We start from the raw sequence: 26,423 nt of genomic DNA on the forward strand, positions 1-26,423 counted from the left end.
GTTCACCTTCTTTACGATTTCGAAGGTGCGAGTCGCTCCACGATTGCTTTCACTTCGCCGATCCGTTCATCGCGTACGAGCCGATGGACAGCAGGTAAACGCAGCACATCCATTTCTTTGAAGGCGTCGGCAACATGTCCATTCTCTTCTTCGAGTCGAATGATCGCATCGTCATACAACCGTTGCGTCGACCGTCCGAACAAGACGATGGTATGTAGCTTCGTGCATTTCGAATGAACGGCTTGCAAGTGTTTTGTGTAACGCTGCACCGCTTTATGATAATCTTCATGCGTCGCGAGCGCTTGACGCTTGCCCCGCAGAAGTTCTGGATAGAATGTTTCGTCGCCGAGGAACATCGTCTCGACGCCGATTCGTTTCAAATAAGGATGGCCACTGGCCTCGGCCACAGCTTGATCATCAATCAAACGTCCGAACGGAATCGACTCCTCGACGAGCAATCGGCTCATTTTCAAGCCGTTGATACCGTGTAACGGCATACCTAAATCATCGTCTTGCAGTCGGTCGATCACAAACAACACTTTCATCTTGCGTTTCAGTGAGAGTTGTACCATGTGTCACCATCCTATTCGCTTTCTTTTCATTATAGCAAACGAAACAGAAAAACAGGGCGCTGATGTCGCCCTGTTTGCTGTGAGTCGGTTTTAGTCACGACCACCGTTGCCATTCCCGTTGCCGTTACCCTGGCTATTCGAGTCTGTCGATTGACGGCTGACGTCTCCATTCGTATCCGCTTCCCCATCAGTCTCATCGGCTGGTGGTTCTTCTTCGGTCGGTGGTTCCGTATTCTCGTCTTCGGTGTTCGTGTCGTTGCCGTTATTCTCATTGTTTTCGCTGTTTTCATTATTCTCGTTATTGCCGTTGTTCTCAGTATTTTCGCCATCGGTCGGTTCGCCTTCCTCTTCAGGCGGCGTCTCTTCCGTGGCTGGTTCTTCTTCCTCTTCGGCCGGAGGCTCTTCGCCTCGTTCGACCGTGTAAGACGTTTGGAGCGGGCTCGATTGTTGATCGCCGACGAGCGCATTCGTTGCGTTGGCGACAATCGTGAACGTCGTCTGCCCTTCCGCCAGACCGGCGATAGCGATGCTCGTGTCTTCGGTCGTCCCGACGACACGTTCGCTACCGTCCGGACGTGTCTCCGTCACGGTGAAAGAAAGACCTTGATAGCCAGCGGCTTGTACTCCTTGTGTGTCATACGACCACGAGAGTGTGCCTGTCTCACCTGGCACATCATAGTCAATCGATGCGCCGGTCGGAGCGGCCAGTTTATCCGGCTGTAAATCTTTCGGTTTCGTCCCTTTGACGTACAACTCGTTGCCGAGCGAGAGCACCGATTCCGGTTGCTGGAAGCGGTCCGGTTGTCCCGTCGCATTCGTCACTTCTTGCATCATATACTCGAAGTAGTACTGGGCGTAGTTCGGATCCATCACCGATTCAGGTGTGGCACTTGAACGTCCCGACCATACTGAAATCGAGTAATCGGTCGTATAGCCGGTGAACCATTTGTCCATGTCCTTGTTCGTCGTCCCGGTCTTACCTGCGACGTCCCATGGGAACGCGCCCGGCTCATACGTCCCGTTCGAACCGCTGACGACGTCACGGAGCATATCCGTCAACATGTACGCCGTATAGTCTTCCATCGCCTGTTTCGCCTTGATTGGCGAATTGATGGTTGAGCCGTCATTGAACTCGATTTTTTGAATCAAGTGCGGCTTCGTATACATCCCGTTCGTCCCGAGCGCGGCGTAAGCGGCCGCCATTTGTGTCGTGCTCGCCTCGGCGGCACCGAGCGCGTTCGAGGCGTTCATCTCGTCGCCTGACATTGAAGGTTCGATGCCGACGTTCTCGACGAACGACTGGATTGCCTCTTGACCGAACTCGTCGCGAACTTCATAGAAGGCACGGACGGCCGGGGTGTTACCCGAAATCGTCAAGTAATAGCGCATCGTGTTGGCGCCACGATAATCACCGTAGTAGTTTTGTGGATTGTATTCATCTTCTTCGAACGCTTTATCAATCAACACTTTTCCCGTCGACCATTGCGCGTTCTCAATGCCTGGACCGTAATCGAAGAACGGCTTCGCCGTGGACCCGATTTGGCGTTTCTCGCGCGAATAGTCGCGATAGTTCTTATCGCCTTGTTTCGCCTGTTCACTGTCAATGACGGCGACGATTTCACCCGTCTTCGTATCCAGCACGGTCGCGCCCATGCGGAGATCCTCCGGGAACGCACTTGTTGGAAGGTTGACGTTATCATTCTTAATGTCGCTGTTGAACTTCGTATGCAACTCTTTATTGATTGACGTGTATACTTTCAAGCCTGTTCCGTAAATATCGGCCTGCTCGAGACCGTAGTCTTCCTCGAGCTCGGCCTGGACGCGGGCGTAAATCGAACGTGTATACGACTCTTCTTCCGATTGGGCACCCGGCGAGATGATATCCGCAATCTCAACGTCGAGCGCCTCATTGTATTGTTCTTCCGTGATGTGACCGTCACGCTTCATCGAAGAGAGCACTTGCTCTTGACGGTAACGCGTGAGCTCTTGGTCACCACTGATTGGGTCATAGGCGCTCGGACGTTGCGGGAGACCGGCCAAGATGGCCGCCTCTTGATAGTTCACTTCCGAGACCGGCTTATTGAAGTATGTCTTCGAAGCCGCTTGGACACCCCATGCCCCTGAACCATAATAGTTCTTGTTCAAGTACATCTCTAAAATCTGTTCTTTCGTGTATTCGCGCTCAAGTTTGATGGCGAGCCACTGCTCTTGCAGTTTCCGTTTCAACTTTTTATCCGTTGATAAGAACGACTGCTTGACGAGCTGTTGCGTGATCGTCGAACCGCCTTCGGCCCCGAAGCCGTCGGTCACGTTCGCGAGCACGGCGCCGCCGATGCGACGCAAGTCGACCCCGTTATGTTCATAGAAACGACGGTCCTCGATTGAGATGACCGCTTGTTGCATCACTTCCGAGATATCGTCAATCGAGACGTACTCGCGAATCTGTCCGTTCTCTTCGAGCGGTTCACCTTCAGCCGATAGCAGCTGAATCGGGTACGTATCGACCAATTTCTCTTCATCGAGCGGTGGTGCTGTCGCGATCGCATACGCGGTGTATGCGCCGCCGGCGATGACGCCGATGATGAATAAAATCCCTAAAATCGTTATTATGCGTCGAAACTTCGACTTCTTCGCTTTTGGTTTCGGCTTTTTGGCCGCTGGTTTACGTTTATTGGTCGTCGTGTCTTGTCGACGTGCCATCCGACTTCGTTCCATTCACGCTTCACTCCTTCTATTTCAATCGAGCCATGCTTCAATCGCCGTCAAATAATCGATGGCCGGCATCGCCCGGGTTGGAACTTCAATTGCTTCTTGCTCGATATAGGAGAGCGGAATCGACTTGCGTCCTGATTCGCGCTGTTCCCACCAGACTAATAATTGCTCCGTTGATAACACATATTGCGTATTATAGCGGCTAAACCGAATGATGACAAAACAAATCCCTCCATGCCGCTCACACTCGCGCATGTGATGGATTTGGTGGTCGTGGAAGTTTCCGAGCGGAAACGACGTTTTATTGTTCGTCTCTTTCGCCTCGAAATCGATATACTTGCCGCGATACACCCCATTATAATCGGTCGTCGATGCTTGCTTGAAATACGCCTCGGTCACTTTCGCCGCGCTCCGTTTCGGATAATCGACTTTCACGATTTGCAGCGGCGTCGGTTTCTTATGGATGACCGCCCGGCTGTGGAGCCGATAAAACTCGTTCGTGTCGTTCAGTAGCGTCTCGAGGTTCATGCCTCGGTTCGCATACGTCTGCGGATTCGATCGGGCCGGCCCAGTCGAAGGTTGCGGCTTTTTTCCGTTTGGATAATGGAACAATGTCGTCACCCCTAATATCTAGTTTAACAGGTTCGCCCAGCCGTTCCTTCCGTCTGAAGTCTGATTGTCGAGTTCTGTCGCTCGACTCCTGTGTGGATTTTCCGCAATCCATATCGTACCAAACTCCCGTATGTTAAACTAGTATGTAGTGCATTGTGTAGTCAAATTGACACGACCTTGTTACGGAGAAGCTATTTATTTTTCTGAAATAAGTCTTCTACTTATTAGCCATAATCAGGGCGGATTAAACGCAGATTGACGGAAGTTTCTAAAAAGTGTGCAATAAATAGTGTAAACCAAGGTTGATAAACAATTAGCAGGCCCGCTTTTATAAGCAGTAGAGCCATGGTTGGAGGAGTAAGATGGAAACACAAAAGAAGTATGTCATGTTCGTCGATGAGACGGGAACGCCAAAGGGGAACACGCAATTCAATCTGACCGGCGTATTGATGGAATATAAATATGCGATTGATGCCGACGAGGCCGGCATGCCTTGCGAATTGAAACGTCGGTTACACGCCTTCAAACGCGACGTGTTCAAGACAGAAAATATCCCGCTCCATTTAAAAGAAATTTTAAAAGCCGAGCATCCGTACGGGAAAGAAGACGGCATCACGATCGATATGCTTCGTGATTTCTGGAACAAGTTGCCTGATTTCTTGCGCGATATCGACTGTACGATTGTCAGCGTCGAGGTCGATAAACAAAAGCTCCATGACTTCTACTCGACACCGAAAGACCCGTACGTCGTCGCATTCGCTCACTTGATGAAGTCGTTCTATGCGTTTTTGGAAGAGACGGAAGCCGTCAGCGCCCGCGTCGTCTTGGAGTCACGGGATGACTATCAGAACTTGCTCATCCAAAAAGCGTTCTTCGATATCTTCAATTCGGGGACGGTCCATCTCGACGTCGAGAAGAGCCGTCAAAAAATCAAAGGCTTCATCTTTTCTGAGAAGCAGAACACGGTGTATCAGTCGGGTCTCGAAATCGCTGACCTCGTCTGCCTCCCGCTCTCGCGCGTGCGTCGCGGCGTCATCGAAGTAAAACCACGGTTCGTCCATTATGGGGATGAGAACCGCATCTTCAAAGCCATCAAGGACAAGATTTACATTCGTAAAGAAAGTCCTGACCAAGATTTCCGCAACTGGGGATTCAAAAAAGTACCGATTACGAAAAAGCGCCGCGAATGGAGCGACCATCCGTGGAATCACTAAAAACTGCCTTGCCTAGACTGACCTAGCGAAATGAGACACTAATAAAAACACCTTGATTAGGCTGCCATCCCACCGTATTTTATCGGTGTGAGGTAGCCTAATTTTTCTTGGATACGTTCTTCGTTGTAGTAGGTCAAGTAATGGTTCACCCGTTCATGCACTTCCTGGTCGCTTAACGAGTTGAACTTGACGTACTGGAAGCCCTCAGACTTCAAGTTCGAATGGAATGATTCGATCACCGCATTATCCCAACAGTTGCCTCTTCGAGACATGCTGCTCGTCAGATGGCTCCTCTTAACGAAATCTTGAAAGGCATATGAGGTATAGACACTTCCTTGGTCCGAATGGATGATGACCCCTTCGGGGTTGTTCCGGCTTTCCAACGCCTTCTTTAACGTATCGATGACAAGGGGCGTCTGTTGATGCTCGTACAACTTATAGGCAACGATCTCATTGTTGAATAGGTCGATGATGGTCGAAAGATATTTCGTCGTGCTCCCGTATTGGATATAGGTGATGTCCGTCACCCACTTCTTATTCGGTTCACTGGCCGTGAAGTCTCGTTTGAGAAGGTCAGGTGCGATGATGATGCTCTCACCCTGAGACCTCCATTTTCGTTTGGGTTTGATCCGACACTGGAGATGGTGCTTTTTCATGATTCTCTGTACGGTGTTCCGGTTTGCTGTTAACTCATAGTTTTGCTCTAACAGGGCCTTTATCTTTCGATGTCCATATCGATATTTCGTATTCTTCCATACTTCGACGATTGCTTGCTCTAGCACCGAAGGGTGCTTCACCGGTTCTCTGACCCAACGGTAATAGGTTGCCCGTGGCACGTCTAGGACACGTAGGATCGTCGTGATCGTATATTTCCTCTTCAGGAGTTCTACAGTCTTTAGGATTACTTCTTTCTCAACTCTCTTTCGATCTCCATGAATTTTTTTAAGATTTCGTTCTCCGTCTTCAGGTGGGATAGTTGACGCTCTTTCTTGTCATCCTCGCTGGCGGAATCAGGACCAAGTCCGTAGGTGTACTGCTTCCCGATCGGCTGGTCAAATCGATAGATTTCATTGGACCGATACCATCTCATCCATGTGTGGATCTGGGACTCACTTTTGATTCCGTGTTTCTCCATGATTTCTCTATTCGTCAACTCACCGCTCAGTTTGTCTTTCACCACTGCCCATTTCACTTCACTTGAATATACGTTTTTGCCCACGCAAAAACACCTCCGATGCTAGCACTTTTTTAAAGTGTACCACTGCGAAGGTGTTTTTATATTGTCTCAAAAATTTAGGTTAGCCCAGCCGATCATCATTCGGCAAGGCAGTTTTTATGTTCGGCGCAAGCCCGGGAGCGTCTCCCGCAAACGAATGAGCGCGTTGAGGCCGGCCCAAAACGGGATCACGGCCACCAATCCGATTGCCCAGCCGATGGACAAGACATCGGTCAACAGCCCGGCGAATATAGCCCCGAACGCATAGCCACTGTCGCGCCAAAAACGATAGACGCCCATCGCCGAGGCGCGCCACGAAGGTTCGGCGACGTCACTGATTGAGGCTTGGAGCGTCGGATAAACCATCGCCGTCCCGATGCCAAGCATGACCGCTGCGAACACCCATTGCCAATAGTCGGTCATGACGAGAATCGCCCATAGCGAGCCGGCCTGAACCCACATCCCTGCTACAATCAACCATTTTCGTCCGATGCGGTCGCTCCACACACCGGTGAACAGTTGAAAGAAGCCCCATGCCGCGGGATAGAGCGCCACGATCAGCCCGATCTCCGCGAAACTCAGCCCTTGGGCGGCAAAATAAATCGGGAATAAGCCCCATGCCATGCCGTCCTTCAAATTGGTCGACAGACCGGCTACCGTCAGGCTCGAGAGCGAACGATCTCTCCACGTCGTCGCCAGGAATACCTGTTTCGGCGAACGTGTCTTTTCAGGTTGACCTATAGACTGAAGCTGTAATTGTTTCGTCGTATCGCGGACGAACAACGATAACGTGAGACCGATCAAGGCGACGACTACACCGATATAGAACGGTTCCGGCCGACTGCCGTATGTGACGGCGACCATCCCGGACACCGCCGCCATCACGGCGACGCCGATATAACCCGCGAACTCATTCAGTCCGACCGCCAGTCCCCGCTCCGTCGGTTTGGCCAAATCAATTTTCATATTGACCGTCATCGACCACGTCAGCCCTTGGTTGACCCCAAGCAAGACGTTCGCCACGATAATCACCCACCAAGCCGATGCCGATATGACGAACACGGGAACGAGGAGCCCGATTGCCCAACCGAAGATAAGCACTTTTTTGCGACCGTATCGGTCGGCGATGGCTCCTGCGAAGTAATTGACGACCGCCTTCGAGAATCCGAAGCTGATGATGAACGAGAGTGCCGCACTCGTCGAGATGAGACCAAAATCCTCTTCTCCGATAATAGGCAAGATCGTCCGCTCAAGCCCTACCATCGATCCGACAAAGAAGTTTGTCACGACGAGCAGTATAAAATTGAATCGATTTTCTCGGACGCCGATACGTGGTTGATTCATATACATCCTCCTTGCCAACTGGTTGCTGGATTGAGTATATCAAAAAATACCCCCGTACGTATAAAAAGCGTCTTCCCGATCTCGTGATCAGGAAGACGCTTCCGTTCATTGTCCAGTCGCTTGCTTGGACTTCATTCGTTTCTTTCCTTCACGGCACATATCGAGCAGCGGACATGTCTCGCAAGCAGGACGTTGCGCTTTGCAGTGATAGCGGCCGAAGAAGATGAACTGGTGATGGAGCTGTGACCATTCTTCGCGCGGGAACTTCTTCATGAGCGTGTCCTCGACTTGACGGACGTTATCTTTCCAACGACAGATGCCGAGACGTTTCGAGACGCGCTCGACGTGCGTGTCGACGGCGAATGCCGGTTCGTGAAACGCGACCGACAAGACGACGTTCGCCGTCTTCCGTCCGACGCCAGGCAACGCCTCGAGCGATTCACGGTCGGACGGGACGATCCCGTCGTGACGTTCCACGATTTGCATCGAGAGCGCCTTCACGTTTTTCGCCTTGTTCCGATAGAGACCGATGCGCTTGATTAACGCCTCGATGTCGGCGACGTCAGCCGCAGCCATCGATTCGACGGTCGGATAGGCCTCGAACAGACCAGGCGTCACTTTGTTGACGAGTGCATCGGTCGCCTGCGCCGATAACGCCACGGCCACGACAAGCTCGAACGGATTACGGTGCGTCAACTCACAGTGGGCGTCCGGGAACATGCGACGCATCGTGTCAGACACTTCGGTCAATTGGGCTCTCGTCAACATCACTTTTTCCTCCGTTGATAATCGACGAGGTCCTCGAGTGACTCGACATTGTGGTCTTGCCACACTCTGAGAATCTTGTCCATATATTTAAAGTTGCGTACGTTGCGAAGCTTTGCTTCCCGAAGCGCGGCCATAATCAGCTCTTCACTGAAGCCGTCCTCGGTCAACCAACCGACAATCTGTTCGATCTCGAACGGGGTGATCGTCCCGAACTCGCGCTCAAACGTATGAATGATGTTCTCATTTAACGAATGAGCCGATTTTTCAGGTGTCGCCCCTTCTTCAAGTGCAAGGAACAACGGAAGCAGACTGTATCGTTCAACCTCGGTCGACGCATCGATGGCGATCAACTCTTTTTGGAGCAAGCCGAGCAAGACGGAACGAGCCTCGCTCTCGGCCACGTTCATCCGGTCTCCGAGTTCGCTCGGAAGCGGCATCTCAATGCCTTCCCCCGTCATCTCAAGCAAGTGGATGACGAGATTGAACTCGACCGGACTCAAGTTGAGGCGACGCGCCTCCGTGAACAATTTTCTCGGAACGACGACTGGATTTTGTTCGAACAGCTTGATTAGATTATGTGCATCCATGTCGCACATCCTTTCTAGACAAATCAATCGGGGAAGACGAAGTCATCCCCGATTGGCGATTATGGGTGAATGCGGTTCAAAAGGCGTGGGAACGGAATCGCTTCGCGGATATGCTCAATCCCGCTAATCCAGGCGACCGTACGTTCAAGGCCAAGACCGAAGCCAGAGTGCGGGACCGATCCGTATTTGCGGAGTTCGAGGTACCAGTCGTACGCGTCCGTCTCATCGAGACCTTCTTTGATGATTTCTTCTTTCAACCGGTCGTAATCGTCTTCACGTTGCGAACCGCCGATAATCTCGCCGTAGCCTTCCGGTGCGATCAAGTCGGCACAGAGGACGAGTTCCGGGTTTTCCGGATCGACTTTCATATAGAACGGCTTGATGTCTTTCGGCCAATGTGTGATGAACACCGGGAGGTCATGCGCGTTGGCGATGGCCGTCTCGTGCGGGGCACCGAAATCGTCGCCGTACTCGATGTCGTCGAAGCCTTCGTCTTTCAAGAACTTGATCGCATCGGTGTAACGGACACGCGGGAACGGTGCTTGGACTTTCTCAAGTTTCGACAAGTCGCGTCCGAGCAGTTCCAATTCGTTGCGGCAGTTCTCGAGCGCCGATTTGGCGATATACGAGACATAGCGCTCTTGGAGCTCGAGGCTCATGTCGTGGTCGAAGAATGCCATCTCCGGCTCGATCATCCAGAACTCGATCAAGTGGCGGCGCGTCTTCGATTTCTCGGCCCGGAACGTCGGTCCGAACGAGAATACTTTGCCAAGTGCCATCGCGGCAGCTTCCATGTATAGCTGGCCCGTTTGTGACAAGTAGGCCGGTTGTCCGAAGTAATCTGTCTCGAACAACTCAGTCGTGCCTTCCGGTGCACTCGACGTGATGATTGGTGGATCGATTTTCACGAAACCTTCTTGGTTGTAGAACTCATACGTCGCCCGAATCAATTCGTTACGAACTTTCATGATCGCGTGCTGGCGACGCGAACGGAGCCAAAGGTGACGGTTGTCCATCAAGAACTCGGTGCCGTGCTCTTTCGGTGTGATCGGATAGTCGACCGATTCCGCGATCACTTCCATCGCCGTCACTTCGAGCTCGAAGCCGAGCGGCGTGCGTCCGCCGTCCGATTTGACCGTACCCGTGACCCAGACCGAAGTTTCTTGCGTCACGCCTTTAGCGAGCGCGAACAACGCTTCGGCTACATCGGCTTTGACGACGACGGCTTGAGCGAAACCGCTCCCGTCACGAAGTTGAAGGAAAGCAATCTTTCCACTCGAACGTTTGTTGGCGATCCAGGCTCCGACGCGGACCGTCTGGCCTTCGTAATCTTTAAATTGGCTGATTGAAATAGTTGTCATATCCATATCCATCCTTTCGCTTATCGAGCGTTACGTGTAATGAAGTCTTCTACTCGATCGAGCGCTTCTAATACCCGTTTCAATTCTGTTGCATAAGACAAGCGGACGTAGTCGTCCTGTCCGAAACCTGAGCCTGGGACGAGGGCAACGAACGCTTCGCCGAGCACGGCCTCACACCATGCGTCGACCGAGTCGTACCCGCTCATCGATGCCGCCTCTTTGGCGTTGGCATATAAGTAAAATGCGCCTTGCGGCTTCAAGCATGTGATGCCTGGGATGGCAATCAAACGCTCATAAACGATCTCGAGTCGTTCCGCGAATGAGACACGCATCATCTCGACGTCGTCTTGTGGCCCGTTATACGCTTCGACCGCCGCCGCTTGGGCGATTGACGTCGGGTTCGATGTCGAGTGCGATGCGAGGTTCGTCATCGCCTCGATAATCGTCTTATCGCCGACCGCATAACCGATGCGCCATCCGGTCATCGCGTGTGACTTCGAGACGCCGTTGATGATGATCGTCCGCTCCAACATCCCTGGAAGCGTCGCGATCGAGACGAACTCCGCATCGCCGTAGACGAGTTTCTCATAAATCTCGTCACTGACGACGAGCAAGTCGTGTCGTTTGATGACGTCCGCGAGTGCCGACAGCTCGGCCTCGGTATAAATCATACCGGTCGGGTTCGACGGACTGTTCAAGATGACCGCTTTCGTCCGATCCGTGATGGCCGCCTCGAGCAACTCTGGCGTCAATTTGAACATCGTCGACTCGTTCGTATCGACGTAGACCGGGACACCGTCCGCGAGCTTCACTTGCTCCGGATAGCTGACCCAGTACGGTACCGGGATGATGACCTCGTCGCCTTCATCTAAAATCGCTTGGAACAATGTATAGAGGGCATGCTTCGCACCTGAGGCGACCATGACCTCCGCACGCGTGAACGTCAAGTTGCTGTCGCGCTTCGTCTTCTCGATGATCGCGTCTTTCAATTCGACCGTCCCGCCTGATGGCGTATACTTCGTGTCACCATCGCGCGCGGCCTGACAGGCTGCCTCGATGATACGTTCCGGCGTATTGAAATCCGGTTCCCCGGCGCCGAGGCCGATGACGTCTTGTCCCGAAGCCTTTAACGCTTTCGCTTTCGCTGTGATGGCGAGTGTCGTTGATGGTGTCAACTGCTTTACACGTTGTGCCAATAGATGTTCCACAAAAACTCCCCCTTGGTTTCGTTACGAGTCCGTCAATTGGACCCGTCGAATAAATTCGCCCGCTTGGAGCGTATAATACGAATACGTATACGATGCGCCCGATTTCGTCACGACCTCAATCAAGGCCCGTTCGTCAAACCCGTATTTACAGCTGACGAGTGACCCGCCCGTTTCTGTGACCGATTCGGCACAGACTTGATCGAGGTCGACCGACGCGATATCACGCGTCACAATCGGCAACTTGTCATCGACTGGCACGAACTGGACTTGATCCGTCTCCTCGAAGACGACGTACGGTTCCGTCCCGTTATACAGCTCGGCCCGTTCGATGTTGACGGACGGTTGCTTGGTCTCGAGACGCTCGCGTGCCGCCTCGATCATCTTGTCTTTCGTGCGCTCGGTATGACCGACCGTGAACCAATAGATGCCACTAAATACGATGACGACACCGATGAGTGCCGTCATGAACGCAACCACTACTTTGGTCTTCCGTGTCATTCCGTCCGATAGATGGTGAACACCATCTCTTCTTTCTTCGGATCATTCACTTTTTTCTCTAAAGCAAGACCGAACATTAAATCTTGGCCCTTCAACGTGCGGTTCAACAAGTCGACAATTTTGTATACATCTGCCGTCGGCTCGATTCGAACCGTCGCCAACGTCTCGATATTCGAATTCATGATTACTCCTCCTTCAAAAAACACTATACCCATTATTATAAAACGATAATATCACGATGCCTAGCGTTATCTCTGATTTCCTAGGCCGGTCTTTTCTTTCTCGTCTAAAAACAGCTCCAGTTCGGCGAGTGCGGTCTCGAGCGGACCGTCGATTCGGTCGACGGCCGGCAAACTGTTAATGAACTGCTTCCCATAACGGGTCGTCTCGACACGACGGTCGAAGACGAAGATGGCGCCGTAATCCTCTTTCGAGCGAATCAGACGGCCGACCCCTTGTTTAAAGCGGATGACCGCTTGCGGGAGTGACAGCTCGAAGAATGACGATTTGCCTGTCGCCTCGATTTTCTCGGACCGCGCCTGCATGACCGGTTGGTCGGGCGGGGCGAACGGGAGTCGGACGATAATGAGGCAAGTGAGTGCCTCGCCCGGAATGTCGACGCCTTCCCAGAAGCTGGCCGTCCCGAACAAAATCGATTGGTCGATGCGCTTGAATTGTTTCGTCAAACGGCTACGTGATCCGCCGCTGACGCCTTGGGCGAGGAGCGTATAGCCCTCATCAAGCTGGTCTTTGACGGCCTCATGCGTCAAGCGCAACAATTCGTTCGATGTGAACAAGACGAGCATCCGTCCTTTCGTCACATTGGCGATTTGGGCAATCGAGCCTGCAATCTGTTCGACGAACCGCGGCAACGGAACCTCGTTGATGAGCGGGATGTCGGACGGCACAAACAGTTTCGCTTGTTTCTTGAAATCAAACGGTGACGCCAGGACGACGCGACGGACATCTTCGCCGTCGAGTCCAAGACGGCGTTCGATGAATCCGAATCGGCCCGAAACGGTCATCGTCGCCGACGTCAAGACGGTCGGACGCTTGGCGAACAGTCGTTCATGCAAGAGCGGACCGATCTCGACCGGTTGCGTATACACCGAAGTCAACTTACGGTTGGCCAGGTTGAGTTCGACCCAACTGACAGCATCGTCATCCCGCGTGAGCATCGTCTCGTAGAGCACGCTCTCGATATCGCGCACGTCCCCGATGAACGCCTTCAAATCCCCGAGCACGGCCCGTTGTTTGAACGTCATATGTTCTTTATGCTCATCGAGAAGCCGATGCAGTTGCCGGAGCGTCGTCCGGAGTGTCCGCAGACGGTCTTCGAGTCGCTTCGCCACTTCCCGAATCGGACGGAACGGCTCCCCTTCCCGCTCGAAGCGGACGGTTTGACGTTGCTCCCGCTTTTTACCGAGCGACTGGAGCGCCGTGAGCAAATCGTTCAGTTCATCGTCGACGCGCGCGAGCGCTTGATCGGTCGCCTTGCTGAACGCCTCGGCTTCTTCCGCGACGGCCGTCAAATCAGCGAGTCCGAGCACGCGTGAATGGAACTTGCCATCGGCGCCGTAACCGAACCACTTGAACAAGCGGTCGAACTGAATCGCGTCGAACGTCACACCGAAGTGATGCGACGCGACTTCCTCGACTTGATGGGCCTCATCTAAGATGAGCGGCGTATCGGTCGGAAGAATCCCGGCCTGATGCTGCAAATCAGAGAACAATAAGGCGTGGTTCGTCACGATGATATCGGCCTCTTTCGAGCGCAAGACGGCCCGGGTGAAGAAGTCCCGGCTATACCACGGGTCGAAACGCCCGAAGTCCGAGGCCGCGTCGGCTTGGATGAGCCGTTTGAACGAGGCCGGCCCTTGTGACGCCGCACCCGGTAGCGACAACTCTTCCAAGTCGCCTGTCACGGTCTCGGTCAACCAGACGAGTACCATCGCCTTGCACATCGCCGGGAGCAAGCCTTCGTTCGCCTCCTCGAGAATCATCTCGAACTTGCGGAGGTCGATGTAATTGCGTCTCCCTTTCAACAACGTGAATTCGACTTCAGGGAAAATCGCTTTTAAAATCGGCAAATCTCGAGTCAACAGCTGTTCCTGCAATTGAATCGTATGTGTGCTGACGACGACCGGTCGTTTCGTCTCGAGCGCGTGATGTGCGCTCGGAATCAAATACGCCAACGTTTTTCCGGTCCCTGTTCCCGCCTCGATTAACAGTGTCGCTTCGTCATCGAGCGCTTTATAGACGTGGCGCATCATCTCGAATTGACTTTGACGCGGTTCGAATTGCCCGAACAATGCCGGGAGCGTCTCTTCAATCGTCCGGTGAAGGAACGGCTCGAACGGCTCGCGTTCGACGGCGGGTTCGAACGTGTCGACGAGACGTCTCAGTGCGATTTTCCGATGAATATCGTACGTCGTCTCGTCGTCGGCCCGGATTCCGACTTGAATGATCAACTCATCGAGCAGCGGCTCGACGTTGCTCGTCCACGACTCGGACAACCGCCGCAATTGTTTCAGCGTGACGAGCGGTAACGCGCGCAACCGCTCGACCAAGCGAACGAACAGTTCAGCCGTTGCCTCGGCGTCGCTGAGCGCGCGGTGCGCGTCGGTGTGGACGAGGTTGAACGTCTCGGCGAGCGACTCGAGCGCGTGGCTCTCGAGCGTCGGGTATAGAATCCGCGCCAGTTCGACCGTGTCGATGGCCCGGCCCTGGAACGGGATATACCCGGCCAACTCTAAGCTTTCATTCAAAAAATTCAAATCAAACGATACGTTATGGGCGACAAAAATCCGCCCGTCTAGCATCTTCCATATATCTGGGATCACTTCCTCAAACGTCGGGGCTTCCGCCACGTCTTGATTCGTGATCGTCGTCAACTGCGTGATAAAAGGCGGGATCGGGCGACTCGGACGAATCAAGGTACTGTAGCGCTCAATCACTTCACTCCCTTGAACGACCACCGCCGCAAATTCAATCAATTCGTCGCCGGACTTGACGGAATGACCAGTCGTCTCCAAATCCACTATCACATAGGTGTCCATAACATCCATCCCATCTTCGGCACGCTCGTGCTTTCTGTCTGTCTCATCTTACCATAGAACGATACACGAAAAAACGGGGATGCCTCTCGCGGACATCCCCGTTCGTCTTATAAAATCGTATGGGCGATTTCTTCGTATAGAAGTTGATCGATCTCGTTTCGCTCGTTCAAGACGGCGACTTTCGGACGATGTTGTTTCGCTTCCTCGGCCGTCATTTGACCGTACGCCATGATAATGACGACGTCCCCGACTTGGAAGTGACGGGCCGCAGCCCCGTTCAAACAGACGACACCTGAACCTCGTTCGCCCTTGATGACGTACGTCTCGATGCGAGCCCCGTTATGGTTGTTCGTGATGTGGACATGCTCGTTTTCCATGATCCCGACCGCATCCATTAAATCTTCATCGATCGTGATCGAGCCGACGTAATGTAAGTTCGCCTCGGTGACGGTCGCCTTGTGTAGTTTTGCGTGCATAAATGTTCGAATCATTGGATTCATCCTCTCTTCCAAATCACATTATCAATCAAGCGGGCCCGTTCGAACTGCACCGCTACAGCAATCAATAGTTCGGTTGACGCGGAGGTCACCTCGGTCAACGTCGGATAGTCTTTGATTTCGACATAGTCGATCGTGCTGTTCGGAATGTTCTTCAAGCGGTCCTCGAGCCGTGCCATCACGTCTCGAATCGCCTCACCTTGCGCAAGGGCGTCTCGCGCCTCGATCAAGGCACGGTTGATGTCACTCGCATCCACCTTCTCTGACTCCGATAAATAGACGTTACGGGACGATTTCGCAAGGCCCGACGGTTCACGGATAATCGCACAGCGGCGAATCTCGACCGGGACGAAATAGTCGCGGACGTAGCCTTCGATTAGAGCGACCTGTTGCGCATCCTTCAACCCGAAGTAAGCGTGGGTCGGACGGACGAGATTGAACAGCTTCGAAACGACGGTCAAGACGCCATCGAAATGACCGGGACGACTGGCCCCGCATAAGACGTCAGCGCCGGTGCGCACCGTCACACGTGCCATGTCGAGCGGATACATCGTCTCCGTGTTCGGGTAGAACAAGACGTCGACACCCGCCTCGCGGGCGAGTGCCTCGTCCCGCTCGAAATCACGTGGATAGCGGTCGAGGTCCTCGTTCGGTCCGAACTGGGTCGGGTTGACGAAGATGCTCATGACGACGAGGTCGTTTTCTGACTTGGCCGCTTCGACGAGACTGAGGTGCCCTTCATGCAAATAACCCATCGTCGGGACGAAACCGATCGTCCCGACACCTGTCAATGCTTCTTGTAACGAACGTGGGGTCGTGACGATGTTCATGCCTTGCCCCCGTAGAGCGTGTCGAGCAATGACTCATCCATCGTGAACGTGTGCCGTTCGAGCGGGAACGAGCCGTCTTTCGTCGCATCGACGTAATTGCGGATTGCCGTCGTCGCCACTTCATTCACGTCGGCATATGCCTCGACGAACTTCGGAAGGCGGTCGACGCCATATTTCAAGATATCGTGATAGACGAGTACTTGGCCATCCACATCGGCACCCGCACCGATTCCGATGACCGGGATGCTGAGCGCCTCGGCAATCTTTTTGGCCAATTGATGTGGCACGCATTCGAGGACGAGCATCTTCGCGCCGACCCGCTCCGCCTCGAGGCTATCGGCAATCAACTGTTCTGCGTCTTCGAGCGATTTGCCTTGTACTTTATAACCTTCGAGCACACCGACCGATTGCGGAGTGAGGCCAAGGTGGGCGACACACGGCATACCGACTTTCGTCAGACGCTCGATCGTTTCAAGCACCTCGCCAGCCCCTTCAAGTTTAATCGCATCGGCTTGTCCGTCTTGGAACAACGTCGCGGCCGCTTGGAGCGTGCGGTCGAAATCACCGTGGTATGTCGCGAACGGCATATCGACGACGACGAACGTGTCACGGGCCCCGCGGCGAACCGCTTTCGCGTGATGGACCATGTCCGAGATTGTCACAGGAATCGTCGAATCGTAACCGAGCACGACCATCCCGAGCGAGTCCCCGACTAAAATGATATCGACGCCTGCAGCCTCGGCCAGTTTTGCGGACGGATAATCGTAGGCGGTCAACATGACCAATTTCTCTTCTTGCTTCATCTTCTTCAATAACGAAGTCATCGTATGCATATAGTTCTCCTCCTAATGTGGAGACAGGTTAGAAAAAACGCCTTCCTACACGAATGGTAAGAAGGCGCACGAAAACAATCTCAAGTAGATGAGTGTCCTTCTGTCCCTGTCAAAATGATCAAGGCAGACAAAAAAATGTAGTGACGGTCTGCAGTACTGGTACACTTCGCGAGCGATAGCGTCCGGCACATTCATTATAGACCACGAACCCGTTTCCATCAATCATTCCAAACTGCGATCTCGGCAGAGTAAATCGGCTCGACCGTTCCTTCATGTTCCAACAGGAGTGCCCCATCCTCTGAAATGCCGCGCATCGTCCCGCGTCTTGGCTTCCCTGACGCCGTCAACGTCACCGGTTCGTTCAGATAGGCGGCGTGTTCGAGCCAATGGGCGCGCACAGAATCAAATCCTGACGCGAGGAACAAATCGTATTCCGTCTCGAGCTCGGCGAGCAAGTGCGCAAGCAACTCGCTTCTCCGATACGTCTGATTCGTTTCCAGCTTGATGGACGTCGCGCGATGGGCGAGCTCGTCCGGAATGACATCGCTATTGACGTTCAATCCGAACCCGAGGATGACGGCTTGAATCCGGTCACCCTCCGTCTGCATCTCGGTCAAGATGCCGCCGATTTTTTTCCCATTGAGCAACAAGTCATTCGGCCATTTGATGGTGGCCGGGATGCCTTGCGTGTGCAGGGCGCGCGCGAACGCGCTCGCCGCCATGAGCGTCAGCTTCGAGGCGTCGCGAATCGGCAGCGCCGGGCGCAGGATGACGCTCGCCGCGATATTGACGTGGCTCGGATTATACCAGTTCCGGCCGAGTTGGCCTCGTCCCGCTGTCTGCTCCTCGCTGATGACGAGCGTTCCTTCGAGGACGCCCTTTTGCGCCAATTCATGGGCGATGCGTTGGGTCGTATCGACTTGATCAAACGCATGGACGGCTTGTCCGAACCGCCCTTTTCGGAACGATACGAACGCTGGCTCATCGAGTCGGTCGGTCTGGCCGAACAATTGATACCCTTTTCGAGGAATCGTCTCAATCGCATACCCATCTTGTTTTAACGTCTCGATATGCTTCCAAATAGCGGTACGTGAAATATTTAATTGACGGGCCAACTCTTGACCACTCCAGACGGTCCCGTCCTGCAACAGGTTTAATACTTTTCCGCGTGTTGAAGCCATCGTTTCGCCTCCTTTCGTAACGGTTCCGGTTCGTTGGCGAGCTCGCCTTCCAGCACGAGCCGTTCGACGTGGGCGAGCACTTGTTTGATCAGCGGGCCCTTGGCCCCGATTTGGAGCGCGTCACGGCCGTCGAAGCGAAGCTCCCGGCGCGATTGAATCGGCAACTGCCGCTTCAACTGTTCAGCCGTCTCCGTCCGACCCGACATGTCGAGATACGTCGAGAGCGTCGCCGTCGTCGTCTCGTAAATCGTGAACGTGTCGAGGCCGGTCGTGAACAACCGGGCGAGCACGTTCGCTTCCCGTTTCAGCGCGTTCGAGCGTTTCCACGGCGTCAACCAATCGGTCGCAGCGGCATGATGGACGAACAGCGCCCAGCCGCCGACCGGATTGACCGGCGTCCGTCTGTCGGCGATGACGCGCTCAATCAGTTCTGCCGAGACGTTCGGTAAATACTGATGGATGCCGAGGTCCAGTATCGTCGCCAGCGCTTTTCGATACGCCGGACCGACCATCAACTTCTCGAACTCGATGGCGACCCGCTCCATCGCGATGTCTTGCAGTTTATGACCGAGTTCGCGGGAAGCTCGTTGCACGTCATCATCGAGACGGAAATCGAGCTGGGCCATGAAGCGGAACGCCCGCATGATGCGGAGCGCGTCCTCATTGAAGCGTTCGTACGGGCTGCCGACGGTACGGATGACACGCGCCTCAAGATCCATCCGACCGCCGAACAAATCGACGACGTTGCCATCGTGGAACGCCATCGCGTTCATCGTGAAGTCGCGCCGTTTCATGTCCTCCTCGAGCGAGACGCCGAGCGACACGTGGTCGGGCCGTCTCGAATCCGAATACGTCCCTTCCGACCGGAACGTCGTCACTTCGAACGGATGATGGTCGAGAATGACCGTCACTGTGCCGTGATCGATTCCGGTCGGTACCGATTTCGGGAACAAGCGCATGACTTCGTCCGGAAAGAGCGACGTGGCGATATCGATGTCATCCGGAAGCGTACCGCGCATATAGTCACGGACGGCCCCCCCGACGATATACGCTTCGCCGCCGTGGGCGTTAATCGTCTCGATAATCCGTTTGGCGTATTCCCATTCCGTCATGGGCGCACCACCTGTTCATAAAGCGATTCATATGCCGTGACGATATCGGCCGACGCGAACTGTTTGGCCCGTTCGAGCCCGTTCGTGCGGAAGCGTGCATGCAGTTCCCCGTCGAGCAAAATCGCTTCGAGCGCTCTCGTCGCCGCGAGCGCGTCGCCGCGTTTGACGACGAACCCTTCCACGCCGTCAGTGATGACTTCCGGCAATCCGCCCGCATCGCTGACGACCGATGGGACGCCCGTCGCCATCGCCTCGAGCGCGACGAGACCGAACGCCTCTTTGTCCGATAACAGGATGTGGACGTCGCAAATCGACAAGAGCGCCGCCACTTGTTCTTGCTTCCCGGCGAAGATGACTTGCTCTTCGAGTCCCATTTCGCTCACGAGGCGGCGCATCGCTCCCATGAGCGGACCGTCGCCGACGAGGAGCAGTTTCTTATGTGGGACGTTCATCTGCTGGAACGCCTCGAGCACGAGATCGATTCGCTTCACTTGCCGGAAGTTCGAGATATGGATGACGACCCGGTCTTGATCGGACAAGCCATACCGTTCGCGGAGGGACGTGTCGGCCTGCGGTTGATAGACCGCCTCATCGATGAAGTTGTGGATGACATCAATCGATAAGTCGGACCCGATCCGCTCGAGCGTCTCTTGCTTCAAACTGTCCGAGACGGCCGTGATGGCGTTCGATTGGCGTAAGCCGTACAAAATTGCCGGCTTCAATTCCTCATCTTCGCCGAGCACGGTGATATCCGTGCCATGGAGTGTCGACACGATCGGTGTCTTCGTCCCCGCCATCTCGCGTCCGAGGGCGGCACAAACGGCGTGCGGCACCGCATAGTGGGCGTGGATGACATCGAGGCCGAACGCCCGGATGACGCTGGCAATCTTCGACGCCAGCGTGATGTCGTACGGTGGATACCGGAACACCGAGTATTGATTGATTTCGACTTGGTGGAACGTGATGTTCGGATGATAAGCGTTCAATCGGAATGGGATGCTCGACGTGATGAAATGAACATCATGGCCCCGGTCGGCGAGTTTCATCCCGAGCTCAGTGGCGAGAATGCCCGAGCCCCCGACCGATGGATAACAGAGAACTCCGATTCTTAGACTCATGTGAGCTCACCTGCCTGATGGACCACGTATGGGCGGCTCGTCATCAACCCTTCCGCATATGCGGTCCCGATTAAGCTACCGAAGTGACGTTCCCTCGCCAATACCCGTTCGAGATAGGCGTCCGTGAGCGGCGTTGCCACGCCGTCGACCGGTGTGAACTGACTGGCATAGGCACGCAAGGCGTCAAGTTTTTGCTCGATTGTCCCCGTGATGTCGATGCAGACGTCCGGTGTCGTATGGGCGTTAATCATATATTGATAGACACTCGACGGCCGATATGCCGGGACGTCGGGCATGTATTTACGGATTCCGGCATTAAAGAGCGCCTCCTCGACGAGTCGGGCGCAGGCGCCGTGATCGGGATGGCGGTCGATGCCGTATGGATACAGAACGTGTGTCGGACGCTCGGACCGAATCAATCGGACGATCGCCTCGATTTGAGTTGCGTCCCCGGTCAGGCCCCGGTCCGGGAACCCGAGATTGATGCGACGGATGCCGAGCACCCGATCGGCCGTTTCGGCTTCGATGCCGCGCGTGACGATGTCCCCATTCGAAGACAGCTCCGCTCTCGTCAAATCGACGTATAGAACGTCGACCCCGGCCTTGGTCCATTGGGCGGTCATGCCGGCGATTCCGATTTCGATATCGTCCGGATGGGCCCCAATTGCTACTATTTTCATAAAATCACCTCTTCTGTGAAAAGTATATCGGACTCATCGCGGAATGTCATATGTAGAGGGTAGTCAATCGAGAGGTTTTTCGAGTACGCTACTAGGTGGGAGGTGAACCAAATGACGGTACAATTACCGATTCGGTTTCGCAATATATTCTTTATTTTAATTGGTTCCTTTATTTTCGCGTTCGGCGTCTATCATTTCAACGTCCAGAACAATTTGGCGGAAGGCGGATTCACGGGCATCACCTTGATTCTGCGCGGTTTGTTCGACTGGTCGCCATCGATCACGAACTTGGCGCTCAACATCCCGCTCTTTTTTGTCAGCTACAAGCTGCTCGGGCGGACGACGTTCATCTATACGCTCATCGGGACGTTCAGTTTCTCGCTCTGGTACGCCCTCATCGCCAAGTACTCGAATCTAATCATCGATTTGACGGACGATATGGTGCTCGCGAGTCTATTCGCCGGTCTCTTCATCGGGGTCGGTCTCGGCATCATCTTCAATAACGGTGGGACGACGGGAGGCGTCGATATCATCGCCCGACTCGTCCAACGTTACGTCGGATGGTCAATCGGCAAGACGTTCCTCGTGTTCGACTTTTTCGTCATCGTCCTCAGCTTGACGTATCTCGATATTCGCGAGGCGATGTACACACTCCTCGCCGTCTATATCGGCGCCCGCGTCATCGACTCGATGCAAGAAGGGACATACGCTGGCAAGGCCGCCATGATTATCAGCGACCATCGTACGGCCATCGCTGACGGGATTCACGCCACGATGAACCGCGGGACGACACGGCTCCTCGCCAAGGGTGGCTATTCGAATAAAGAGCTCGAAGTGCTATACGTCGTCGTTGGACGAAACGAAGTCAATCGGTTGAAGACGATCGTCAAACAGATCGACCCACACGCCTTCGTCACGTTCCACCACGTCTATGAGGTCGGCGGTGAAGGGTTCACGTTCGATGAGAACCGTGTCCCGCTGAAATAAGTCACGACAAACGACGCCCCGTTCGGATGAACGGGGCGTTTCATTATGGCTCGATTCGGACAATCTCAAAATCGAGTGGACCGCCCGGTGAAGCGATTGATACGGATTGACCGACAACGCCTCCCATCAACCCGCTACCGAGCGGGGACGATACGGAAATCGTTTCTTCCGCCAAATCAGCCTCGAGCTCACCGACGAGGCGATATGTCTCATCATTCCCGTCCGGTAATTCCCGAATGACGACTCGGCTCCCGAACGCGACGACGTCGGGCCGACCCTCGTCGACGATAACGGCATCGGCGAGCAGACGCTCCAGTTCGATAATTTTAGTCTCAATCCGCTCTTGTTCCCGGACCGCCTCCACGTACGTCACGTCTTCACGAAAATCACAAAACTTTCGGGCCGTCTTGACGCGTTCGAGCGCCTCATGCCGGCTATCCCCGCGCAACGTCTCCAGCTGTTCTTGTAAGCGGAGCCGTCCCGCTTTCGTCAATTGTGGTTGATTCATCTGCTACTCCTTTCGAAAGCAAAATTAAAAAAGTCCCGTCACGTGGACGGGACCCTTGATTCTACTCATCACGTGGCATGAAGACGATGAGCGCCAAGCGGATCAGTTCGGCGACGGCGACAAGTGTGGCCGCCACATATGTCCAAGCCGCCGCGTTGAGCACTTTGCGTGCGCCCGACTCTTCCGTTGCCGTGACGATGCCGTGGCTCGTCAATTCAGCCATAGCCCGTTTCGAGGCATCGAATTCGACAGGTAACGTGACGAGTTGGAACACGACCGCCCCGAGCATCATGATGACACCGAGTTGGGCGAGCCCCATCGCGCCGAGCAAGAAACCACCTAAGAGAAGTGGGAACGACAAGTTCGACGTGATGTTCACGACCGGGACGAGACGGTGACGGACCCGCATCAACTTATAGTCGGATGCATCTTGAATCACGTGGCCGATCTCGTGGGCCGCAATCGCAGCCGATGAAATCGTCGACCCTTGATACACTTCGCGCGACAGACGGACGACTTTATTGACCGGGTCGTAATGGTCACTCATCAAACCATCGACCATCTCGATCCGGACGTTATGAACGCCGTTTTGTTTCATGATGAAGTCAGCGACCTGTGCACCCGTGACTCCGCTTTGAATCGGTTGTTGGAGAAACTTTTTGTACGTACTTTTCACTCGCATCTGGGCCCATAACGGAATGAGCATAATCAGTGCAAGATAGAAAATATAGCCACCTAATGACATGTTCTCTATCACCTCTGCGTGTATTTGATAATCTGATTTTACATTCTAATGAACTTATTATCAAGCGAAGTGCGTAGGATGATGTGGTATCCCATAAAAAAACATATTCCGGTCAACCAGAACGACCCGTAGCCGATCCAGGCGATATGTTCGGCCAGTGACGGATAACGCGGCCATTGTCCGAGCACGTAGTCGACGACGTCGTTATGGATGACCCAGATGAGCGTCAAGACGAACGAGCGGACCGTCCATGTCATGAACGGTGCGTACAACAGCGCCTGGAACGCCATCGCCCCGTGTGACACCATCAGCATGACGGCCATGAGCACGGTGAACGTCTCGGCATCGGGACCGAGTTCCCGTAAGAACAAGATGTTCATGATGACGGCCCATACCCCGTATTTGATGAGCGTCACGAAGGCGAGCGTCTCCATGAGGGGTGACTTCTTCCCGGCAATCCATAAGCCGAGCACGACCGTGAAGAAGAACGAGGCCGTCGGACTGTCCGGCACGAACGGCCAATAGATGAGCGGTGTGTCACGGAGCTGGGGCTCATACCAGACATATCCGTAAATCGTTCCGAACAAGTTGATGATGAACAGGAGCACCAAGACGGTCCGATGGGTGAGAAACGGGCGTAACATATGTATCATTCGTGTATTCCATCCTTTTTTTCTCTATTGTAGCGCAACGGAGGCGAAGTAAAAAGAAGCGTGACCCGTTAGACGGGCCACGCTTCTTGAACCAATCGATTATTGGTTGTTTTCGCCGCCTTCACCGTATGAAGCGATGAATTCAGACATGGCTTGGAGATCTTCATCCGAACCATCCCATTGACCGGCTGGCATCGTACCGACACCGTTGACCGCGATATCCGCGATCTCTTCGGCCGTATACTGTGTGCCGACGAGTGCAGGAGCTGCTGCCCCGCCTTCGAGGTTCTGACCGTGACAGTTCACACAAGACTGAGCCGAGTAAATCTCATAGCCAGGTGCGGCCGTATCGATTTCAGGGCCCTCGCCCGGAACTTCCAAGATCCCTTGTTCATGAACTTGATCCCAGTGCGTCGTTTGAACCGATTCCCACGTCAAGTAGAAAATCGACAACACGCCGAGCAACATGAAGCTAATGGCGACCGGACGTTTGGCCGGACGGCGTTCGAGTCCTTGGTCAAGCCATGGTGCGATCAAGAGCGCCGTGAAAGCGACCCCTGGCAAGATGACCGTTCCAAGCAAGATCCAATCCCCTGCTGCGAACTGATACTTGAGCAATTGATACAAGAACAAGAAATACCAGTCCGGAAGCGGAATGTATGACGTGTTCGTTGGATCGGCGATGTTTTGGAGCGGTGGGGCCTCGACAATCGTCAAGGCGATGAATCCGATCAAGAAGACCGAACCGACCATCCACTCTTTCAACAAGAAGTTCGGCCAGAACGCTTCCGTGCGTCCTGGATACTCTGAATAGTCTTTAGCAATATTTTGTTTCCGATTCGAGATTCCTACTCGAGAGTCGGTTACAAATTTCATCCCTTTACCGCGATGCATATCGTTTCTCCTCCTTTTTGTCTTCGAATCGGCTTATAGCGGTCCTGAGATCCCTTGCTTACGAATCATCAAGAAGTGGGCTCCGAGGAGTCCGAACAAGGCCGCCGGTAAGAAGAAGACGTGAATGGCGAAGAAGTTCGTGAGCGTCCGTGCGCCGACGATCTCGCCACCGGCGAGAAGCGTTTTGGCGATACCACCAATGACCGGGACACTCTCGGCAATTTGAAGTGTAACTTTCGTCGCGAACAACGCTTTCATATCCCACGGCAACAAGTACCCTGTAAGACCGAGCGCCAAGACGACGAAGAACAAGAGAACACCGACGACCCAGTTGAGTTCGCGAGGTTTCTTATACGACCCGGTAAAGAATACGCGGAGCGTATGTAAGAACAACATGACGATCGCAACCGATGCGCCCCAGTGGTGCATCCCACGAACGATTTGTCCGTGCGCGATCTCGTTTTGAAGATAGTACACCGACGCGTGCGCGTTGATGATGTCTGGTACATAGTACATCGTCAAGAACATCCCTGACAGAATTTGAATCACGATCGTGAAGAACGTCAGACCGCCGAAGCAATAAACAAATGCTGAAAAGTGATGGGCAGGGTTGACGTGTTCTGGAACTTCATGGTCAGCGATGTCGCGCCATAACGGCGTGATGTCGACGCGTTCATCGACCCAATCATAAATTTTTTGTAACATCGACTATTCCCCCTCTCACAACTGTGCGACTGGACTGCCCAAGTATAGGAAGCCGTCTTTTTCTTCTTTTTCGTAGCGTGCAAGTGGTGCAGTCGGAGGCGTACCAGGAATGTTCGTTCCATCTTTCTCATAGCGACCGAAGTGACACGGGCAGAAGAATTCTGTCGGTCGAGTCGGGTCTCCACCATATCCTACTTGGCAGCCGAGGTGCGTACAAATTGGAGACAAGGCGATGATTTCGCCGCTCTCATCTTTAAATACCCACGCCGAAAGCGTTTCTTCAAATTCATACCAAGCATCTTGCGTTTGTTTCTTAAAGTCGACACGTTGCGGCTCAGTCGTGATGTCATCAAGACTGATGACTTTTACTTTATCGCCCGCTCCCGATTTTTTTAAGACCGGATCGATCGCAAAGTTGACCATCGGACTGATCAATGTTGCCGCCATAAAGCCACCTACACCAGTCAACGTATACGTTAAGAACTGACGGCGTGTGACTTTTGACCCATTTTGAGCCATTTCGTTCCCC

Annotated in this window: 28 protein-coding genes; 2 read left to right on the plus strand and 26 right to left on the minus strand. The window is 53.8% G+C overall.

Annotated elements, in window-relative coordinates:
* Nucleotides 1-11 precede the first annotated feature (11 nt).
* The 3 genes from ACZ2GZ_RS08700 to recU all read right to left on the minus strand — a co-directional run bounded on the left by ACZ2GZ_RS08700 (nucleotide 12) and on the right by recU (nucleotide 3,905).
* Entirely contained in the window at nucleotides 12-572 is a 561-nt protein-coding gene (locus ACZ2GZ_RS08700; protein WP_251135212.1) for a hypothetical protein, read from the minus strand.
* Between the two features lie 90 nt (nucleotides 573-662).
* Nucleotides 663-3,287, minus strand: a complete 2,625-nt coding sequence (locus ACZ2GZ_RS08705; protein WP_470295185.1) for a transglycosylase domain-containing protein — start codon at nucleotides 3,285-3,287, stop codon at nucleotides 663-665.
* Between the two features lie 21 nt (nucleotides 3,288-3,308).
* Nucleotides 3,309-3,905 (minus strand): Holliday junction resolvase RecU, encoded by a 597-nt coding sequence (gene recU, locus ACZ2GZ_RS08710; protein ID WP_214713751.1) that lies wholly within the window; start codon nucleotides 3,903-3,905, stop codon nucleotides 3,309-3,311.
* Nucleotides 3,906-4,258: 353 nt separating this feature from the next.
* On the opposite strand from recU, the gene ACZ2GZ_RS08715 reads away from it, so the two are divergent.
* Complete coding sequence (locus ACZ2GZ_RS08715; RefSeq protein ID WP_021067230.1) at nucleotides 4,259-5,110, plus strand: DUF3800 domain-containing protein; 852 nt, start codon at nucleotides 4,259-4,261, stop codon at nucleotides 5,108-5,110.
* A 56-nt stretch (nucleotides 5,111-5,166) separates the two neighbouring features.
* On the opposite strand, the gene ACZ2GZ_RS08720 is transcribed toward ACZ2GZ_RS08715, so the two are convergent.
* The 17 genes from ACZ2GZ_RS08720 to bshB1 form a co-directional block, all read right to left on the minus strand.
* The gene (locus ACZ2GZ_RS08720; RefSeq protein WP_470295608.1) at nucleotides 5,167-6,084 is read right to left on the minus strand and encodes an IS3 family transposase; all 918 of its coding nucleotides are present in this window, start codon (nucleotides 6,082-6,084) and stop codon (nucleotides 5,167-5,169) included.
* On the minus strand, nucleotides 6,012-6,329 hold the full coding sequence (locus tag ACZ2GZ_RS08725; RefSeq protein ID WP_029596097.1) for a helix-turn-helix domain-containing protein: 318 nt from the start codon (nucleotides 6,327-6,329) through the stop codon (nucleotides 6,012-6,014). The genes ACZ2GZ_RS08720 and ACZ2GZ_RS08725 overlap by 73 nt, the downstream gene beginning before the upstream one ends.
* Nucleotides 6,330-6,443: 114 nt before the next feature.
* On the minus strand, nucleotides 6,444-7,670 hold the full coding sequence (locus tag ACZ2GZ_RS08730; protein WP_214713753.1) for an MFS transporter: 1,227 nt from the start codon (nucleotides 7,668-7,670) through the stop codon (nucleotides 6,444-6,446).
* Nucleotides 7,671-7,775: 105 nt separating this feature from the next.
* Nucleotides 7,776-8,438 carry an endonuclease III gene (gene nth, locus ACZ2GZ_RS08735; protein ID WP_214713755.1) on the minus strand — a complete coding sequence of 221 codons (663 nt, stop codon included), beginning with the start codon at nucleotides 8,436-8,438 and terminating at the stop codon, nucleotides 7,776-7,778.
* Nucleotides 8,438-9,025, minus strand: coding sequence for a DnaD domain-containing protein (locus tag ACZ2GZ_RS08740; RefSeq protein ID WP_021067227.1), 588 nt, complete (start codon nucleotides 9,023-9,025; stop codon nucleotides 8,438-8,440). The genes nth and ACZ2GZ_RS08740 overlap by 1 nt, the downstream gene beginning before the upstream one ends.
* 59 nt (nucleotides 9,026-9,084) lie before the next feature.
* The gene (gene asnS, locus ACZ2GZ_RS08745; RefSeq protein ID WP_214713757.1) at nucleotides 9,085-10,386 is read right to left on the minus strand and encodes an asparagine--tRNA ligase; all 1,302 of its coding nucleotides are present in this window, start codon (nucleotides 10,384-10,386) and stop codon (nucleotides 9,085-9,087) included.
* A gap of 20 nt (nucleotides 10,387-10,406) precedes the next feature.
* Nucleotides 10,407-11,594, minus strand: a complete 1,188-nt coding sequence (locus tag ACZ2GZ_RS08750; RefSeq protein WP_021067225.1) for a pyridoxal phosphate-dependent aminotransferase — start codon at nucleotides 11,592-11,594, stop codon at nucleotides 10,407-10,409.
* 21 nt (nucleotides 11,595-11,615) lie between these two features.
* Entirely contained in the window at nucleotides 11,616-12,059 is a 444-nt protein-coding gene (locus ACZ2GZ_RS08755; protein WP_251135214.1) for a hypothetical protein, read from the minus strand.
* A 29-nt stretch (nucleotides 12,060-12,088) separates the two neighbouring features.
* A complete protein-coding gene (locus ACZ2GZ_RS08760; protein ID WP_021067223.1) occupies nucleotides 12,089-12,274 on the minus strand; it encodes a YpmA family protein in 186 nt (61 codons plus the stop codon).
* Between the two features lie 66 nt (nucleotides 12,275-12,340).
* Complete coding sequence (gene dinG, locus ACZ2GZ_RS08765; RefSeq protein ID WP_021067222.1) at nucleotides 12,341-15,151, minus strand: ATP-dependent DNA helicase DinG; 2,811 nt, start codon at nucleotides 15,149-15,151, stop codon at nucleotides 12,341-12,343.
* 107 nt (nucleotides 15,152-15,258) lie between these two features.
* The gene (gene panD, locus ACZ2GZ_RS08770) at nucleotides 15,259-15,642 is read right to left on the minus strand and encodes an aspartate 1-decarboxylase (protein WP_021067221.1); all 384 of its coding nucleotides are present in this window, start codon (nucleotides 15,640-15,642) and stop codon (nucleotides 15,259-15,261) included.
* Between the two features lie 5 nt (nucleotides 15,643-15,647).
* Nucleotides 15,648-16,478, minus strand: a complete 831-nt coding sequence (panC, locus tag ACZ2GZ_RS08775) for a pantoate--beta-alanine ligase (RefSeq protein ID WP_214713761.1) — start codon at nucleotides 16,476-16,478, stop codon at nucleotides 15,648-15,650.
* A complete protein-coding gene (panB, locus tag ACZ2GZ_RS08780; protein ID WP_021067219.1) occupies nucleotides 16,475-17,311 on the minus strand; it encodes a 3-methyl-2-oxobutanoate hydroxymethyltransferase in 837 nt (278 codons plus the stop codon). The genes panC and panB overlap by 4 nt, the downstream gene beginning before the upstream one ends.
* A 218-nt stretch (nucleotides 17,312-17,529) precedes the next feature.
* Nucleotides 17,530-18,492, minus strand: coding sequence for a biotin--[acetyl-CoA-carboxylase] ligase (locus ACZ2GZ_RS08785; protein WP_029595655.1), 963 nt, complete (start codon nucleotides 18,490-18,492; stop codon nucleotides 17,530-17,532).
* A complete protein-coding gene (locus ACZ2GZ_RS08790; RefSeq protein WP_214713763.1) occupies nucleotides 18,465-19,604 on the minus strand; it encodes a CCA tRNA nucleotidyltransferase in 1,140 nt (379 codons plus the stop codon). Before ACZ2GZ_RS08790 ends, ACZ2GZ_RS08785 begins: the two co-directional genes overlap by 28 nt.
* Nucleotides 19,601-20,722, minus strand: a complete 1,122-nt coding sequence (bshA, locus tag ACZ2GZ_RS08795) for an N-acetyl-alpha-D-glucosaminyl L-malate synthase BshA (protein WP_021067216.1) — start codon at nucleotides 20,720-20,722, stop codon at nucleotides 19,601-19,603. Before bshA ends, ACZ2GZ_RS08790 begins: the two co-directional genes overlap by 4 nt.
* Nucleotides 20,719-21,402: a bacillithiol biosynthesis deacetylase BshB1 gene (bshB1, locus tag ACZ2GZ_RS08800; protein WP_029595657.1), complete on the minus strand. Its 684-nt coding sequence runs from the start codon at nucleotides 21,400-21,402 to the stop codon at nucleotides 20,719-20,721. The genes bshA and bshB1 overlap by 4 nt, the downstream gene beginning before the upstream one ends.
* Before the next feature lie 111 nt (nucleotides 21,403-21,513).
* Between bshB1 and ACZ2GZ_RS08805 the strand changes: the two genes are divergently transcribed.
* Complete coding sequence (locus ACZ2GZ_RS08805; RefSeq protein ID WP_021067214.1) at nucleotides 21,514-22,389, plus strand: YitT family protein; 876 nt, start codon at nucleotides 21,514-21,516, stop codon at nucleotides 22,387-22,389.
* Nucleotides 22,390-22,432: 43 nt separating this feature from the next.
* On the opposite strand, the gene ACZ2GZ_RS08810 is transcribed toward ACZ2GZ_RS08805, so the two are convergent.
* From ACZ2GZ_RS08810 to ACZ2GZ_RS08835, 6 genes are all read right to left on the minus strand, one after another.
* Nucleotides 22,433-22,897: a GreA/GreB family elongation factor gene (locus ACZ2GZ_RS08810; RefSeq protein WP_021067213.1), complete on the minus strand. Its 465-nt coding sequence runs from the start codon at nucleotides 22,895-22,897 to the stop codon at nucleotides 22,433-22,435.
* Between the two features lie 61 nt (nucleotides 22,898-22,958).
* Nucleotides 22,959-23,642 (minus strand): zinc metallopeptidase, encoded by a 684-nt coding sequence (locus tag ACZ2GZ_RS08815; protein WP_029595658.1) that lies wholly within the window; start codon nucleotides 23,640-23,642, stop codon nucleotides 22,959-22,961.
* Nucleotides 23,643-23,680: 38 nt separating this feature from the next.
* Complete coding sequence (locus ACZ2GZ_RS08820; protein WP_029595659.1) at nucleotides 23,681-24,295, minus strand: DUF1405 domain-containing protein; 615 nt, start codon at nucleotides 24,293-24,295, stop codon at nucleotides 23,681-23,683.
* A 99-nt stretch (nucleotides 24,296-24,394) separates the two neighbouring features.
* Nucleotides 24,395-25,189, minus strand: a complete 795-nt coding sequence (locus tag ACZ2GZ_RS08825; protein WP_021067210.1) for a menaquinol-cytochrome c reductase cytochrome b/c subunit — start codon at nucleotides 25,187-25,189, stop codon at nucleotides 24,395-24,397.
* A gap of 33 nt (nucleotides 25,190-25,222) precedes the next feature.
* A complete protein-coding gene (gene qcrB, locus ACZ2GZ_RS08830) occupies nucleotides 25,223-25,894 on the minus strand; it encodes a menaquinol-cytochrome c reductase cytochrome b subunit (RefSeq protein WP_021067209.1) in 672 nt (223 codons plus the stop codon).
* A 15-nt stretch (nucleotides 25,895-25,909) separates the two neighbouring features.
* Nucleotides 25,910-26,413, minus strand: coding sequence for a QcrA and Rieske domain-containing protein (locus ACZ2GZ_RS08835; protein WP_021067208.1), 504 nt, complete (start codon nucleotides 26,411-26,413; stop codon nucleotides 25,910-25,912).
* Nucleotides 26,414-26,423: the final 10 nt, after the last annotated feature.

The organism is Exiguobacterium sp. KKT215 (genome assembly GCF_055635335.1).